The organism is Pseudomonas panipatensis (genome assembly GCF_900099785.1).
Classification (GTDB): domain Bacteria; phylum Pseudomonadota; class Gammaproteobacteria; order Pseudomonadales; family Pseudomonadaceae; genus Pseudomonas; species Pseudomonas panipatensis.
The window spans coordinates 350,430-366,131 of sequence record NZ_FNDS01000002.1 but is presented as its reverse complement, the minus strand read 5'-3'; the positions used below and the strand labels follow the sequence as shown (position 1 = coordinate 366,131).

General features: G+C 67.1%; 14 protein-coding genes. 7 read left to right on the top strand and 7 right to left on the bottom strand.

Features of this window, described 5'->3' with window-relative positions; translation table 11 throughout:
- The 4 genes from BLQ74_RS05815 to BLQ74_RS05800 all read right to left on the bottom strand — a co-directional run bounded on the left by BLQ74_RS05815 (position 1) and on the right by BLQ74_RS05800 (position 4,792).
- On the bottom strand, positions 1–915 hold the full coding sequence (locus BLQ74_RS05815; protein WP_090261987.1) for an acyltransferase: 915 nt from the start codon (positions 913–915) through the stop codon (positions 1–3).
- A 132-nt stretch (positions 916–1,047) separates the two neighbouring features.
- Positions 1,048–3,171, bottom strand: coding sequence for a phosphate acetyltransferase (gene pta, locus BLQ74_RS05810; RefSeq protein WP_090261593.1), 2,124 nt, complete (start codon positions 3,169–3,171; stop codon positions 1,048–1,050).
- Between the two features lie 90 nt (positions 3,172–3,261).
- Entirely contained in the window at positions 3,262–4,446 is a 1,185-nt protein-coding gene (locus BLQ74_RS05805) for an acetate kinase (RefSeq protein WP_090261592.1), read from the bottom strand.
- 7 nt (positions 4,447–4,453) lie between these two features.
- Positions 4,454–4,792 carry a DUF3565 domain-containing protein gene (locus BLQ74_RS05800; protein WP_090261986.1) on the bottom strand — a complete coding sequence of 113 codons (339 nt, stop codon included), beginning with the start codon at positions 4,790–4,792 and terminating at the stop codon, positions 4,454–4,456.
- Between BLQ74_RS05800 and BLQ74_RS05795 the strand changes: the two genes are divergently transcribed.
- The 6 genes from BLQ74_RS05795 (at position 4,761) to BLQ74_RS05770 (ending at position 9,863) form a co-directional block, all read left to right on the top strand.
- On the top strand, positions 4,761–5,246 hold the full coding sequence (locus BLQ74_RS05795; RefSeq protein WP_090261591.1) for an FKBP-type peptidyl-prolyl cis-trans isomerase: 486 nt from the start codon (positions 4,761–4,763) through the stop codon (positions 5,244–5,246). The two genes, BLQ74_RS05800 and BLQ74_RS05795, sit on opposite strands and share 32 nt — an antisense overlap.
- A gap of 203 nt (positions 5,247–5,449) precedes the next feature.
- Positions 5,450–5,932: a glutathione peroxidase gene (locus tag BLQ74_RS05790; RefSeq protein ID WP_090261590.1), complete on the top strand. Its 483-nt coding sequence runs from the start codon at positions 5,450–5,452 to the stop codon at positions 5,930–5,932.
- A gap of 171 nt (positions 5,933–6,103) precedes the next feature.
- Positions 6,104–6,844, top strand: a complete 741-nt coding sequence (locus BLQ74_RS05785) for a nitroreductase family protein (protein WP_090261589.1) — start codon at positions 6,104–6,106, stop codon at positions 6,842–6,844.
- A 101-nt stretch (positions 6,845–6,945) separates the two neighbouring features.
- Complete coding sequence (locus BLQ74_RS05780; RefSeq protein ID WP_090261588.1) at positions 6,946–7,539, top strand: TetR/AcrR family transcriptional regulator; 594 nt, start codon at positions 6,946–6,948, stop codon at positions 7,537–7,539.
- A gap of 56 nt (positions 7,540–7,595) precedes the next feature.
- On the top strand, positions 7,596–8,708 hold the full coding sequence (locus BLQ74_RS05775; RefSeq protein WP_090261587.1) for an NADH:flavin oxidoreductase: 1,113 nt from the start codon (positions 7,596–7,598) through the stop codon (positions 8,706–8,708).
- 195 nt (positions 8,709–8,903) lie between these two features.
- A complete protein-coding gene (locus BLQ74_RS05770; protein ID WP_090261586.1) occupies positions 8,904–9,863 on the top strand; it encodes a DegV family protein in 960 nt (319 codons plus the stop codon).
- Between the two features lies 1 nt (position 9,864).
- Here BLQ74_RS05770 and BLQ74_RS05765 read toward each other — a convergent pair whose 3' ends face one another.
- Positions 9,865–11,067, bottom strand: coding sequence for a glycosyltransferase family 4 protein (locus tag BLQ74_RS05765; RefSeq protein WP_090261585.1), 1,203 nt, complete (start codon positions 11,065–11,067; stop codon positions 9,865–9,867).
- A 180-nt stretch (positions 11,068–11,247) separates the two neighbouring features.
- Here BLQ74_RS05765 and BLQ74_RS05760 point away from each other — a divergent pair, with 180 nt between their 5' ends.
- The gene (locus BLQ74_RS05760) at positions 11,248–12,957 is read left to right on the top strand and encodes an acid phosphatase (RefSeq protein ID WP_090261584.1); all 1,710 of its coding nucleotides are present in this window, start codon (positions 11,248–11,250) and stop codon (positions 12,955–12,957) included.
- Here the strand turns inward: BLQ74_RS05760 and BLQ74_RS05755 are convergent.
- Entirely contained in the window at positions 12,954–14,687 is a 1,734-nt protein-coding gene (locus BLQ74_RS05755; protein ID WP_090261583.1) for a sensor domain-containing diguanylate cyclase, read from the bottom strand. The two genes, BLQ74_RS05760 and BLQ74_RS05755, sit on opposite strands and share 4 nt — an antisense overlap.
- Positions 14,688–14,891: 204 nt before the next feature.
- Positions 14,892–15,641, bottom strand: a complete 750-nt coding sequence (cysZ, locus tag BLQ74_RS05750) for a sulfate transporter CysZ (RefSeq protein WP_090261582.1) — start codon at positions 15,639–15,641, stop codon at positions 14,892–14,894.
- Positions 15,642–15,702 lie beyond the last annotated feature (61 nt).

Below are 15,702 nucleotides of genomic sequence, written 5' to 3'. Positions count from 1 at the left end.
TCAGGCCTTGGCGGCCGCCGGGAATTCGCGGTGCAACTGACTCAGCAACTGGTCCTTGCGCTCCCAAAGCTGGTTGACCCAGCGCTGGAATTCGGCGCGATAGTTCTCGTCCTGGTCGTAGCTCTTGCCGATGAACTGGCGCGGGATTTCCAACTCCTCGAAACGCACCACCACCCGCTTGAGGCGGCCCGAGAGCAGGCACCAGAAGGTCGGGCTGCCGTCCGGGTAGTGGATGGTGATGTTGACCAGGGTGCGCAGTTGTTCGCCCATGGCATCGAGCACGAAGGCGATGCCGCCGGCCTTGGGCTTGAGCAGGTGCTGGAAGGGCGAGTCCTGTTGGTCGTGTTTGGCGCGGGTGAAGCGGGTGCCTTCGAGGAAGTTGAAGATGGCCACCGGAATGCGGCTGAACTTGGCGCAGGCCTTGCGGGTGGTGGCCAGGTCCTGGCCCTTCTTCTCCGGGTATTTCTCCAGGTAGGCCTTGCTGTAGCGCTTCATGAAGGGGAAATCCAGCGCCCACCAGCACAGGCCGATGACGGGAACCCAGATCAGTTGCTGCTTGAGGAAGAAGCGCAGCAGCGGCAGGCGGCGGTTGAGCTGGTACTGCAGGACGAGGATGTCGACCCAGCTCTGGTGGTTGCTGGTCACCAGGTAGGAGTGCTGGTAGTCCAGCGTTTCCAGACCCTCGACGTGCCAGCGGGTGCGCTGGACCAGGTTCATCCAGCCCTTGTTGCAGGCGATCCAGCCTTCGGCGATCAGGCTCATCAGCTTGCTGCAGGCCTGCTGGGTGGCAGAGAAGGGCAGCAGCAGCTTGATCAGCGACATGCCCAGCAGGGGAAGGCACCAGCACAGCGTACTGAGCACCAACAGCAGGCCGGCCAGCGAGCCGCGCAGGAAGTGGGGTAGAACATTCAGCATGAAGCAGTCCTTGTACATGGGCGCCATGATCGGTCGTGGCGCGTGGGCGGGGTCTTGGCCCCGGCTTGTTGCGATCGGCACTCCTGTGCCCGGCGTTGGCCTGTGCCGCCCCGGGGGGGCGGCGTCCTGCGGTCAATGGTGCTGCGTGTCGGCCTGAATCGCGGTGAGCGCGATGGTGTAGACGATGTCCTCCACCAGGGCGCCGCGCGACAGGTCGTTCACCGGCTTGCGCAAGCCTTGCAGCATGGGGCCGATGCTGATGCAGTCGGCGCTGCGCTGTACCGCCTTGTAGGTGGTGTTCCCGGTATTCAGGTCGGGGAACACGAACACCGTGGCGCGGCCGGCCACCGGGCTGTCCGGGGCTTTCTGCTGGCCGACGCTGGCGATGGCGGCGGCATCATACTGCAATGGCCCGTCTATCAACAGATCACTGCGTTTTTCCCGCGCGATGCGCGTAGCTTCCCGCACTTTCTCGACATCTGCCCCGCTGCCGGAGTCGCCGGTGGAGTAGCTGATCATGGCGACCCTCGGGGTAATGCCGAAGGCTTGTGCGGAGTCGGCGCTCTGCAGGGCGATCTCGGCCAGGTCACTGGCCGAAGGATCGGGATTCACCGCGCAGTCGCCATACACCAGCACCTGGTCCGGCAGCAGCATGAAGAACACCGAGGACACCAGGTTGTAGCCGGGCGCGGTCTTGATCAGTTGCAGCGCCGGGCGGATGGTGTTGGCGGTGGTGTGCACGGCGCCGGAAACCAGGCCGTCGACTTCATCGAGGGCGAGCATCATGGTGCCCAGCACCACGTTGTCTTCGAGTTGCTGCTCGGCCATCGGCGCGTTGAGGTTCTTGCCCTTGCGCAGGGCGACCATGGGCTCGACATAGCGCCCGCGGACCAGGTCCGGGTCGACGATTTCCAGGTCCTCCGGCAGGGCGATGCCGAGCATCTGCGCCACGGCGCGCACGTCGTCGGGCTTGGCCAGCAGCACGCAGCGGGCGATGCCGCGGGCGTGGCAGATCACCGCCGCCTGCACGGTGCGTGGCTCGCTGCCTTCGGGCAGGACGATGCGCTTGCCGGCGCGCGCCGCGCGTTGCGTCAGTTGGTAGCGGAACACTGGTGGCGACAGGCGCGGTTCGTGGGGCGCGCCGCAGCACTGGCGCAGCCAGTCGAAATCGATGTGCTCGGCGACGTACTCGGTGACCCGCTCGGCGCGCTCGCGGTCGTCCACCGGGATTTCCTTGTTCATCCGGCTCAGGTCGCCGGCGGTGTCGAAGGAGCCGGTCTTCACCGTCAGCACCGGCAGGCCGCCTTGCAGGGCGCTGCGGCACAACTCCATGATCCGCGCGTCCGGGGCCAGGCCGCTGCACAGCAGCAGGCCGGCCAGCGGCACGCCGTTCATGGCCGCCAGGCAGGCGGCGAGGATGATGTCGTCGCGGTCGCCCGGCACCACCACCAGCACGCCGGGCTTGAGCAGGTGCACGGTGTTTGGCGCCGAGGGCGCGCAAAGAATGATCTTCTGCACCCGCCGCTGCTCATAGTCGCCGGCGTTGAGCACGCTGGCATCGAGCAGCTCGGCGACGTCGCGGGTGCGCGGGGCGTTGAGGTCGTCCTGCCAGGGGATGCAGCCGAGCAGGCGGAAGGCGCCGTTGCGCAGCAGCGGCGAATGTTCCTGCAGGCGCGCCGCGTAGCGCCGGGCGGCGGCCTCGCCATGCAGCGGGCGACCTTCGTCGTCGTTATCGCGGACCTTGTTGAGGATCACCCCGAGCAGCTTCGGATCATGCGGGCCGCCGAACAGTTGGGCCTGGATTTCCAGGCGGTCGGAGAGTTCGTTGAGGGTCTCGTTTTCCGGCGCGGAGACCAGGACGACCTCGGCGTCGAAGCTCTTCGCCAGGTGGATATTGATGCGCGCGGCGTAGCTGACATGCCGGGTCGGCACCATGCCTTCGACGATCATCACGTCCTTGTCGGCGGCGGCCACCTGGAACTGCTGGATGATCTCCTCCAGCAACTCGTCGAGCATGCCTTCGCCGAGCATGCGTTCGACCTTGCTCAGCGCCAGCGGCGTGGGCGTCTTCAGGCCGTGGGTGCGCGCGACCAGCTCGCTGGAGCGTTCCGGGCCGTCGTCGCCCAGTTGCGGCTGGGCGATGGGTTTGTAGAAGCCGACCTTCAGTCCGGCGCGTTGCAGGGCGCGGATCAGGCCGAGGCTGATGGAGGTGAGGCCGACGCCGAATCCGGTCGGGGCGATGAAGAAGGTATGCATCCGGGCTCCTTAAGCCGTTCGGTTCGAGGTGGCCCTTGTGGGGCCGGGCAGGCGGCGCGAGCGGGGCATGCGTGCTGCCGGTGGCAATCTTCAGTCGAGCACGGCCAGGGTGTCGAGGGCGATCTGGCGTTCTTCGTTGGTCGGGATCACCAGCACCCGCGGGTGACCCGCGGCATGGATCGGCCCGCCGACGCCGCGCACGCAGCGGGCGTTGGCCGCGCCGTCGAGTTGCAGATCGAGGACGTGCAAGTGCTGCACCGTCAGGTTGCGCACCAGGGGCGAGTTCTCGCCGATGCCGCCGGTGAAGATGATGCCGTCCAGGCGTGGCAGCGCACAGGTCATGGCGGCCAGCGACTTGGCCAGGCGATAGCAGAACACCTCGATGGCCAAGGCGGCGCCGGCGTGGCCCTGCTCGCGTGCCTGTTCCAGCGTGCGCATGTCGTTGGACAGCCCGGACAGGCCGAGCAGGCCGCTGTCGTTGTTGAGCATGTGGTCGATCTTTTCCAGGCTCCAGCCCAGGGTGCGCGCCAGGTGGCTGTGCAGATTGGGATCGACGTCGCCGCTGCGGGTGCCCATCACCAGGCCCTCCAGTGGGGTCAGGCCCATGCTGGTGTCGCGGCTCTGGCCATTGGCGATCGCACAGGTCGAACTGCCATTGCCCAGGTGTGCCGACAGCCAGTTGCTGTCGCCGACCGCCAGTCCGCTCATTTCCGCGGCCTGGTGGCTGACGTAGCGGTGGCTGGTGCCATGGAAGCCATAGCGGCGCACGTGCTGCTCGCGGTACAGCGCATCCGGCACGGCGTAGCGGTATGCGCGCGGCGGCAGGCTCTGGTGGAAGGCGGTGTCGAACACGGCGATGTGGGGCAGTTGCGGATAGAGCGCCATGGCCGCCTCGATGCCGAGCAGGTTGGCCGGGTTGTGCAGCGGCGCCAGTGGCGCGGTGGCGCGGATCGCCTGGCGTACCTCGGCGTCGATCCGGCAGGCCTGGGTGAAGCGCTCGCCGCCATGCACCACACGGTGCCCGATCGCGTGCAGCGGGCCTTCCAGGGTCTGCTCGACCAGCGGCAGCAGGCGCGCGAGGGCGGCCTCGTGGGCGCCGCCGGCCAAGTCCTGGCTGTCGCTCTGTTCACCGCGCTGCCAATGCAGCACCGCCTCGGGCGAGCCGAGGCGCTCGGCCAGGCCATGCAGGAGAAAATCGCTGCGCTCCTCGTTGGCCAGGGCGAACTTGATCGACGAGCTGCCGCAGTTGATCACCAGGATGTTGCGCGCCGGCATGGTCACCTCATTCCTTGTCGTTGTCGGGCTTGCCGCCGCGAGCGCACCAGCCGCAAGGGAATGGCTGGCCGATCTGCGCCGCGCGGCGGGCCGGATCGAGCACCCAGGCGCGCGATTGCCAGGGTGGCTGGTGGCGCAGATGCTGGGTATGTCCGCAGGACAACACTGCCACCCAGTGGCCGTCCTCGTCCTGATGGAAGTCAAGCAGGCGCGGCACCTCGACGGCGGGCCATCCGTCAGCCTTCGGGTCGCATTCGGCCCCGGCGGAGCGTAAACTTGCCCGCTCTTCTTCTTTTTCCGAAAGGTTTCGTACCATGCAGATCGCAGCCAAAAAGGCGGTTTCCATCGACTATACCCTGACCAACGATGCAGGTGATGTCATCGACAGTTCCGCTGGCGGCGCTCCGCTGGTTTATCTGCATGGCGCCGGCAACATCATCGCCGGCCTGGAAAAGGCGCTGGAAGGCAAGCAGGTCGGTGACGAGCTGGACGTCTCCATCGAGCCGGGCGAAGCCTACGGCGAGTACAGCGCCGAGCTGGTCGCCACCCTGAGCCGCGAAATGTTCGAAGGCGTCGATGAGCTGGAAGTCGGCATGCAGTTCCATGCATCGGCTCCGGACGGCGGCATGCAGATCGTCACCATCCGCGACATCGACGGCGACGACGTGACCGTCGACGGCAACCACCCGCTGGCCGGCCAGCGCCTGAACTTCAAGGTCAAGGTGGTCCAGGTGCGCGACGCTTCCGCGGAAGAAGTCGCCCACGGCCACGTTCACGGCGAAGGTGGTCATCACCACTGATATCGCGCTCGCCGGGCCGATTGATGGCCCGGTGAAGCCCGGTCGGAACTGCTAAGCTGTTTCGTTGAAAGGCGCCTGCGGGCGCCTTTCGCACGCAGGGACGCCAGGGTTCTTTTCCCGATCCGACTGGGACGCGCCGCGCGGACGCTTTGTCTGGCAGGGCGCGGGGCACTTTGTGCCACATCAATTCCAAGGAGTACGCCATGAGCGCTTTCCACGATCTGACTCTGCACGGCCTCGACGGCCAGGATCTGCCGCTTGCCCCGCTGAAGGGCAAGGTCGTGCTGGTGGTGAACGTCGCCTCCAAGTGCGGACTGACGCCGCAATACGCCGCGCTGGAGAAGCTCTACCAGCAATACCGTGAGCGCGGTTTCGTGGTGCTGGGCCTGCCGTGCAACCAGTTCGCCGGCCAGGAGCCGGGCAGCGAGGCGGAAATCCAGGCCTTCTGCTCATTGAACTACGGCGTGAGTTTCCCGATGTCCGCCAAGCTGGAGGTCAACGGGCCGGAGCGGCACCCGCTGTATCGCTTGCTGGCCGGCGAGGGCGCGGAGTTCCCCGGCGACATCACCTGGAACTTCGAGAAGTTCCTGCTCGGCCCCGACGGCCGCGTGCTGGCGCGCTTTAGCCCGCGCACCACGCCGGACGACCCGGCACTGGTGCAGGCCATCGAGAAAGCCCTCGGCTGAGCCGGGTGGCGGCCTCCGCCCGAGGCGCTGCCCGCTTCGCGTCTGAGCGTCTCGGGCCGGCTGCCTGGCGCCAAGGGCGCTTGCGCCATTTCTGCCGGCATTTCGCCCGGACACTTCCCGCCCGTCCCGCGTGCGGTTTAAATCCTCCGATCGACCGAGGATGCCGCCGCCATGACCCGACTCATTTCCGAGTCCCCGATCCTGCCCGCCAGCCCCGCCGAATTGCGCCTGCTGATCGAGCAGCGGCGTTCGGTGCGGCGCTTCACCGACGAAGCGGTGCCGGATGCCGTGCTGCGCGATTGCCTGGAGCTGGCGACGCTCGCGCCCAACTCCTGCAACCTGCAGCCCTGGAGTTTCCAGGTCATCCGTGACCCCGAGCTGCTCCGCCGCCTTCACCCGGTCTGCCTTAACCAGAACGCCGCGCGTAGCGCCCAGGTCCTGGTGCTGGTCCTGGCCCGCCCGGACACCTGGCGCGAGGCCTGCCAGCAGATCATCGAACAATGGCCGGAGGCCGAGGTGCCGCCGCCGATCCGCGACTTCTATCGCCGCACCGCGCCCTTCCAGTACAACCAGGGGCCCTTTGGCCTGCTCGGTTGCTTCAAACGCTGGCTGGTGCGGGTCGTCGGCCTGCGCCGAGCCGTGATGCGCACGCCCAACAGTCGTGCGCAGATGCGCCTGTGGGCGGTGAAGTCCACTGCGCTGGCGGCGGAGAACTTCATGCTCGCCGTGCAGAGTCATGGTTACGCCAGTTGCCCGTTGGAAGGCTTCGACGACGTGCGCCTGCGCCGCGTACTGACGATTCCCCGCCAGGCCGTGCCGGTCATGCTGGTGGCGGTCGGCAAGGCCAGCGAGAAGGGCGTCTACAACCCGCGCCTGCGCTTCCCTCTGGAGCGCAGCGTGACCTGGCTCTGAGGCCGTTCCCGGCGAGCCGGGGCCGCGTTGGATTGTGAGCGCCAATCACCGATATCAATAGTGCTGGGCGGGGCGAGACGACCGGTCATATTCTCCCGGCCATGAACACCAGCATCCGACTCGACAAGCGCGACCTGATCCTTGCCAAGGGCTCCCAGGTCATGACCCGCTGCGGCTACCACGGCACCGGCGTGCAGGACATCGTCCAGGCCGCCGGCATTCCCAAGGGCTCCTTCTATCACTACTTCGCCAGCAAGGAAGATTTCGCCCTGCAGGCCCTGGAGCACCTCTACGGCCAGCGCCTGGGGCGCTACGCCGAGGCACTGGGCAATCCGCTGCTGGGGCCGCGCGCGCGGATACTGACCTACTACCGCGAGCTGATGGCGCACTTCTCGCGCCAGGAGAAGCTCGAATACCACTGCTTCATCGGCAGCCTGAGTTTCGAGATGGCCGAGCTGTCACCGGCGATCAGCGCCAAGGTGGAGACCATCCAGCAGCGCGCGGTGGACATCCTCCGCGCCTGCCTGCAGGACGCGCAGCGTGCCGGAGAGCTGCCGGCGGGCGAGGACTGCGCGAACCTCGCCGAATTCATCAGCAATGCCTGGCAGGGCGTGCTGTCGCGGCTGAAGAGCGGCGCGTCGCTGAAGCCCATGGAAGCTTTCCTCACTCGCCTGGAGCACCTGTTGCGGGCGTGATTTCCTTCAACCACTGACGAGACGACCGGTCGCCTGGCCGTCCCTGGAGTACCTTCGTGAGCGCATCCGTAGAGAGACTGTTCGAGCCTTTCCGCCTCGCTAACCTGGAGTTGCCGACCCGCGTGGTCATGGCGCCGATGACCCGTAACTTCAGCCCGGGCGGCGTGCCGCATGCCGACGTGGTGGAGTACTACCGCCGCCGCGCCGCCGCCGGCGTCGGCCTGATCGTCACCGAGGGCACCACGGTCAACCACCCGGCCGCCAACGGTTACCCGAACGTGCCGCGCTTCTACGGCGAGGACGCCCTGGCCGGCTGGAAGCAGGTGGTCGATGCCGTGCACGCTGAAGGCGGCAAGATCGTTCCGCAGCTCTGGCACGTCGGCGCGGTGCGCCGTCTGGGCACCGAGCCGGAACCGAGCGTGCCGGGCTATGGCCCCAGCGGCAAGGTCAAGGACGGTCAGGTGCTGGTCCATGAAATGACCCGGCAGGATATCCAGGATGTCATCGCCGCCTTCGCCCAGGCCGCCCGCGACGCCAAGGCCATCGGCATGGACGGCGTGGAAATCCACGGCGCCCACGGCTACCTGATCGACCAGTTCTTCTGGGCCGGCAGCAACCAGCGCAGCGACGAGTACGGTGGCAGCCTGGCCAATCGTTCGCGCTTCGCCATCGAGCTGATCAAAGCCGTTCGCGAGGCGGTGGGGCCGGACTATCCGATCATCTTCCGCTTCTCCCAGTGGAAGCAGCAGGACTACGGCGCGCGCCTGGTGGAAACCCCGGAAGCCCTGGGCGAGTTCCTCAAGCCGCTGTCCGAGGCGGGTGTGGATATCTTCCACTGCTCGACCCGACGCTTCTGGATTCCCGAGTTCGAGGGTTCCGAGCTCAACCTCGCCGGCTGGACCCGCCAGCTCACCGGCAAGCCGACCATCACCGTGGGCAACGTCGGCCTCGACGGCAGCGAGTTCCTGGCCTTCTTCGGCAATACCCAGGAGGTCGCCCAGCCCTCCGGTATCGACGGTCTGCTGGAGCGCCTGAACAACCAGGAGTTCGACCTGGTCGCGGTCGGTCGCGCCCTGCTGGTCGACCCGGATTGGGCGCTCAAGGTGCGTGACGGCCGCCTGGCCGACATCAAGCCGTTCAGCCGAGAGTCGCTGGCCACGCTGGCCTGAGTCGACGTACTACCCAGGCCCGCGCGGGGGTTCAGCCCCGGGCGGGCCTTTGGCTTTGGGAGGACGGTTTGTGGCGCAATTACAAAACTTTTCCGAGACGAAGGTTCCAGTATGCTGACTTAAATGTCGGAAACAGGCATTGTATGACCGCGATCACACAACAATAGGCCGGTACACGGCCAAAGGAGCAATACCATGCGGATTGGCGTGGTGGTGGATGCGACCTGCGACCTGCCCCCTGAATTCCTAGCTGCTAACAACATCCGCGTGATGCCCATCGGGATTCGCCTGGGCGAGCGCCGGATCATCGATGACCGTGACCCCGAGACTACCCTGCGTTTCTATTCCCAGGACCTGCCCAAGGTCGGCCCTGAGGATGGCAGCGAGCCGCTGAACGCCGCCGAGGTGCAGAACTGGTTCCTCGACCAGTTGGTGACCGACTTCGACTACGTGATCTGCCTGACCGTCAGCAGCGTGCGCAGTCCGATCTTCGAGAATGCCACCCAGGCGTCCTTCGGTCTGTTGCAGAACTACCGTGAACGCCGCGCGGCCGCCGGCATCAATGGCCCCTTCGCGCTGCGCGTGGTGGACAGCCAGACGGTATTCGCCGGGCTTGCCGTACTGGCTGCCGAAGGCGTGCGACTGCTTGCCGAGGACCAACATCCGAATGCCATCCGCACGCGCCTGGAGCAACTCAGCGAGCAGATGAACACCTTCCTGGTGGCCAACGATCTCGGCCACATTCGCCGCCGCGGTTTCCAGAAGGGCGACCGCAGCAGCATCGGCGATCGCCTGCGTGGCGCCTTCCTCGGCATCGGCTCGATGCTCGACATGAAGCCGGTGCTCAGCCTGGTGCATGGCGAAGACAAGCCGGTGTCGGTCTCGCCGAACTACGAGAAATCCGCCGAGCGCCTGCTCAATTTCGCCCGTGCGCGGGTCGAGGCCGGTGAGTTGCTGGCCCCGCACGTCTGCCTGAGCTATGCCGGCGATCCCTCGGCGTTGCGCGACCTGCCGGGGTTCGATGCGCTGGAGCAGAGTTGCCTGGAACGTGGCATCGCCGTGCACCTGGCCATGCTCAGTCCGACTGGCGGCATCAACCTGGGCGCCGGGGCGATGAGCCTGTCGTTCGCCGCCGAGCCGAAGCCCTTCGCCTGACTCACTTGCGCAGCGAGCTGGCGTTCAGCGCGGCGTCATTGCCGGTCGCGCTGGACGCCTGCAAGCGGCTGGCGTCCAGCAGGTAACCCTCGAAACGCTCGACGATGCTGCCCCATTCCAGGCGCCCGGCATGCTGGCGCGCGTTCAGGCGCAGATGGCGCAGATGCTCGCGATCGTCCAGCAGCCAACTGGCGGCGTCGATGAAGTCGGCTTCGTCGCCGGGCGTGGCCAGCGCGCCGTTGTAGCCATGGCGAATGTGCTGGGCGGCCGCGGCCTGGTCGAACGCAACCACCGCCAGCCCCGAGGCCAGCGCTTCGAGGACCACGTTGCCGAAGGTCTCGGAGAGGCTGGGAAACAGAAACAGATCGCCGCTGGCGTAATGCCGGGCCAGTTCCTCGCCGCGCTGCAAGCCGCAGAAGATCGCCTCCGGCAGCTCATGGGCGAGCTGGGCGCGCTGCGGCCCGTCGCCGACGATGACCAGGCGCAGCTTGAGCTGTGGGTGCGCCACGCACAGCTGGCGGAAGGTGCGTCCCAGCAGTGCCAGGTTCTTCTCCGCGGCCAGGCGGCCGACGTGCAGCACGGCGATGTCCTGCTCGGCGAGACCCCATTGGCGGCGCAGGGCGTCATCGCGGCGGCCGGGCTGGAACAGGCGGCCATCGACCCCGCGGGCGAGCTGGGCGATGTGCTCGAAGCCGCGCCGCTCCAGTTCCACCGCCTGGCTGGCGCTGGGCACCAGGGTGCGCAGGGTGCGGTTGTGGAACCAGCGCAGGTAGGCGGTGACCAGGCGGGTCAGCGGGCCCAGGCCGTAGTGCGCGCTGTATTGCTGGAAGTTGGTGTGGAAGCCACTGAGCGTCGGAATCCGCAGGCGTCGGGCGGCGCGCAGGGCGGCCAGGCCGAGCGGGCCTTCGGTGGCGATGTAGAGCACGTCCGGGCGCAGGCGTTGCCAGTGGCGCAGCAGTTTGTGCAGGCACGACTGGCCCCACTGCAGGCCCGGGTAGCCGGGCAGCGGCCAGCCGCGCGTGAGCAGCAGCTCGTCGTTGCTGTGACGGCCATCGTCGCCGCTTTGCCGCGGCCGCACGACCTGCACCCGGTGGCCGAGTTGCAGGAGACCGGCGGCGAGGCGGCCGAGGGTATTGGCGACGCCGTTGATTTCCGGTGGGAAGGTTTCACTGATCAGCGCGATGCGCAGGGGAGTCGTGCTCATGGGGGGCAGTTTCTGCCGACGTCATGTAGCTCATGTGAAAGACGGATGACAGCCATGTGACAGGGTTTTCCGGAGAAATCCGCGGCCGGTGCGGAAAGCGCCGCCTCAGAGCCTTCGCCTGCTCGTCACAAAGCACTGCTAGAGTTCAGCGGGTTTGATTTCCGACCAGTGGAGTCCGCGATGAGCGAAAAACCAGACGAGCGTTTGCCGGGCAACGATGACGATCAACTGCCTGATGCCGAGCGCCGCCGCTTCCTCGGTGGGGTCGCCGTGCTCGGCGCGGGCGTCGCCCTGGGCGGACTGATCGGCGAGGACGGCGCGCAGGCGGGCGAGGCGCAAGGGGCGCCAAGCGGCCTCGAGTCGAGCGGCGTCGAGCTGGACCGGGCGTTGCGCGAGCAGGTCAAGACCATCGTGGTGATCTATGCGGAGAACCGCAGCTTCAACAACCTGTTCGGCGATTTCCCCGGTGTGCAGAAGCCGCTCTCGGCGTTGCAACCGGCCGAGTACCAGCAGCGCGACCGCGACGGCAGCCTGCTGGAGAAGCTGCCGCCGGTATTCGGTGGTGTGCTGCCGCTCGGCCAGACCCTGGAAGGTGTGACCTATGCCGAGGGGGTGCAGTACCAGGTCGATCTGCCCAATGCGCCCTTCGCGCTCAAGGGCCCGCAAGGCGAAGACTTGCCGCTGGGCCTGGTGACCCGCGATCTCTGGCATGTGTTCTACCAGAACCAGATGCAGATCAATGGCGGCCGCAACGACCGGTTCGTCGCCTGGGCCGACTCTGGCGCGCTGCCCATGGGCTATTACGCGCAAACGCCGTACAGCCTGCGTCTGTGGGACCTGGCCAGGGACTACGTGCTTTGCGACAACTTCTTCCAGGGTGCCTTCGGTGGCTCCTTCCTCAATCACCAGTATCTGGTCGCCGCGACCGCGCCGGTCTACCCGGACGCGCATGACTCGCCGGCGCGCTCGCAGATCGCCACGCTGCAAAGCGACGACCCGGAGGACCCGCGCCTGAAGCCGCTGGAGGACTCCCCGGCGAGCGTCCAGGGTGGCCCGCCCAAGTTCGGTCCGAGCGCCCTCACGCCCGATGGCTTTGCCGTCAACACCATGCTGCCGCCGTACTGGCCGACCGCCCAGCGTGATCCGGCGCGGCCGGACTACGCGCTGCCGGCGCAGGCCAATGTGCTGGTGCCGCAAACACATGAGCACATCGGCGACAAGCTGAACAAGAAGGGCATCGACTGGGCCTGGTACGCCGGAGCCTGGCAGGCCACCCTGGAGCAGTACAAGATCTCCGGCGGTATCCCCAGGATTCCCAACTTCCAGTACCACCACCAGCCATTCAACTACTTCGTCCGCCTGGGCCCGGAGTATCCCCAGGAACGGGCGCGGCGACTGCGCGACGCGGGGCTAGGCGACGATCCGTCGAGCAACCGCTTCTTCGCCGACGCGCGCGCCGGCAAGCTGCCGCCGGTGACCTTCTACAAGCCGCAGGGCAACCTCAACATGCATGCCGGCTACGCCGATATCGCCAGCGGCGACCGGCATATCGTGCGGGCGGTGAAGCACCTGCAGGAGAGTCCGCAGTGGGCGAACATGGTCATCGTCATCAGCGTCGACGAGAACGGTGGCTGGTGGGACCACGTGGCGCCGCCCAAGGGCGATCGCTGGGGGCCGGGCACGCGCGTGCCGGCACTGGTGGTCTCGCCGTTCGCGCGCAAGGGCACGGTGGACCATACGGTCTATGACACCGGCTCGATCCTGCGCCTGATCACGCGGGTCTTCGACCTGGAGACCCTCGATGGTCTGAAGCGACGCGACGAGGCCATGCGCGCGCGCGGCCAGACGCCGATGGGCGACCTGACCGCGGCCCTGCGCCTGGGCGCCTAGCGCTGCGCCTTGCTGGCGGACTTGTCGGCGTACATGGCCTGGTCCGCCGTGCGCAGCAGCGACTCCAGGTCTTCGCCGTCGCGCGGGTAGAGGGCCGTACCGAGCGCGGCTCCAACCTGGACCGGCTGCTCGCCGGCGAATGGCCGCAGGCGTTGCAGTCGTGGTTGCAGCGCGCGGCGGATATTCTCCGCGACCTGCGCCGCGACGGCGTCGCTGTCGACCCGCCAGAGCACCACGACGAACTCGTCGCCGCTCAGGCGCGCCACCAGATCGCCCTGGCGCACCGCCAGGCGCAGGCGCTCCGCCACCTCGATCAGCGCCTGGTCGCCGGCATCGTGGCCATAGGTGTCGTTGATCGCCTTGAAGCCATTGAGGTCGATGAACAGCAGCGAGAATGACGCGCCCTGACGGGCGATCGCCCGCTCCAGGTTGCGCGTCAGGCCGACGCGGCTGCACAGCCCGGTCAGCGGGTCGTTGTTCAGCGCGGCGTGCATCTGGTGCAGGGCGTCGCCCAACTGGCCGATCTCATCGCGGCGCTCGACCGTGAAGTCGATGTTCACGCCGCCCTCGCCGAGCTGGCGCACGGCGGCCGAGAGGGTGCTCACGTCGCGGGTGATCCAGGCGGCGATCCGCCAGCTCAAGAGCAGCGCGCCGATCAGCACCAGGGCCAGGCCGACCGCGAGCATCAGCAGGTGCAGGTTCATTTCGCCGGCGAAGTCGCTCAGTGGCGCGGCGGTGACCACCAGCCAGTTGAGACCGTGGCCGACGTGCAGCACCTGGACGTACACCTGGTAGGGCGCACCGTCGAGGCGCATGCCAAAGGCGCGGGCCTCGCCCGGCATCAGGCTGGCGATGCCGCTTTGCCCGGCCAGCGCCTTGTAGACCTGGCGAATGCCATAGACCGGGTAATCCTGGGCGTAACGGCGGAACACCCCGGTGGTGATGGATTCCTGATCGTTGGCGGCGATCATTGCGCCGTTCGCCTCCATGACGAACGCCAGGCCGTGTTCGCTGATCCGCTGCGCGCGAGTGAAATCGTCCATCGCCTTGAGCGAGATTTCCGCGCCCAGCACCCCGCCGATGCGGCCGCTGCCGTCGGCCACGCCGCGAACCCGTGCCACCACCAGCTCCTGGCCGGAGAAGGACAGGTAGGGGGGCGTCCAGGTCAGGTTCGGACTTTCCCGGCCGACCTTGTACCAGGGGCGGGTGCGGACATCGTTGGGCAGACGCTCGTTGTCGGTGAGCTGCCAGCGCCCCTGCAGACCGCCGAGCAGTTGGTAGCTGCTGCGGGTTTCCACATCCAGGCGCATGAACATTTCGGTATTGCCGTCTTCATGCTGGGTCAGGCCGACCGCCTGCCCGCGCTGGTTGCCGTAGAACACCCGGTCGTAGGGCGGGGGAAACAGCATGGTGGCCTGCTTCAGGCGCTGTACCAGCTCGTCGCGTGCCGGCACCTCGCCCAGCTCGGCGACTGCCGGCAGGCCTTCCGGGTAGGCGACCGCGAGCATCACATCGAGCTTGCCCAGATAGTCCTCGAAGGTTTGCGCGATGCGCTGCGAGTTTTCCCACAACACCTTGGACGCATGGGTCTCCAGGCTGCTCTGGTGGGACAGATAGGCGAGCGCGGAAAAGGCCCCGGCCACCAGCAGCACCACCACGGCATAGAACAGCATCAGGGTGCGCCGCAGCGAATGAGAGCGGCGCAGCAGCAGGTTGAGCAGTCTGGACATGCGAGTGATCCGTCGGTGGCGATGGCACTGTCGGCCGGCGCGGGCCGCAGCCAACCCGGAGAAGCCGGGCTACGGATATTCTCGCGGGATGGCGTGCACGGATCAGTCGGAAGGGAGGCTTGGTTCTTGGTGAATTTTCCTACTTGTGCAGGTTTCCCCTGAACGGCGAAAGGCCGCTCGGCCCACGGCTTTTCCTCTGGCGGCTCAGCGCCCGCCTCGGCTGAGCGCCTGGTCGCCGCCCTCGCGCACCCAGAACAGCACCGCGCCGGCGACGGCAGCGGGCATGATCACCAGGTTGACCACCGGGATCAGCAGCGCCAGGTAAGTCACCCCGCCGAAGCCCATGCAGGCCCAGCGTTTGCTGCGCAGCCAGGCGAGCATTTCGTTCCAGCCGAGCTTGTGGTTGTCGGCCGGGTAGTCGATGTACTGCACGGCCATCATCCACACGCCGAAGATCAGCCACAGCGGGGTGGCGACCAGGTTGACGCCGGGGATCAGGCTGAGGATCAGCAGGCCGATGGCGCGCGGCAGGAAGTAGCCGAGCTTGCGCAGTTCGCGGCCGATGGTGCGCGGCACCATGGCGATCAGTTCGGTCCAGCTGAAGGAGGGGAACTGGTCGGTGCCGCGCACCACCACTTCGACCTTTTCGGCGAGGAAGCCGTTGAATGGCGAGGCGATGAGGTTGGCTACCAGGGTGAAGCTGAAGAACAGGATCAGCAGCACCAGCAGGACGAACAGCGGCCAAAGGATGAATTCGAGGAAACTCAGCCAGTGCGGCAGGCTCGGCATCAGCCAGGCGACCCAGTGGTTGAACTCGCGCACGGCAAAGCCGATCAGGCCGAGGAACAGCAGCAGGTTGACCGCCAGGGGCAGCAGCACGAACAGGCGCAGGCCCGGTCGCATCATCAGTTTCAGGCCTTCGCCGAGGTATTGCGGGCCGCTCAGGCTGGGCATGGAGTGTCTCCGTGGGAATCCAGGCTGCGACCTTAGCAGAGCCGCCCATGGCGCCGCGAGC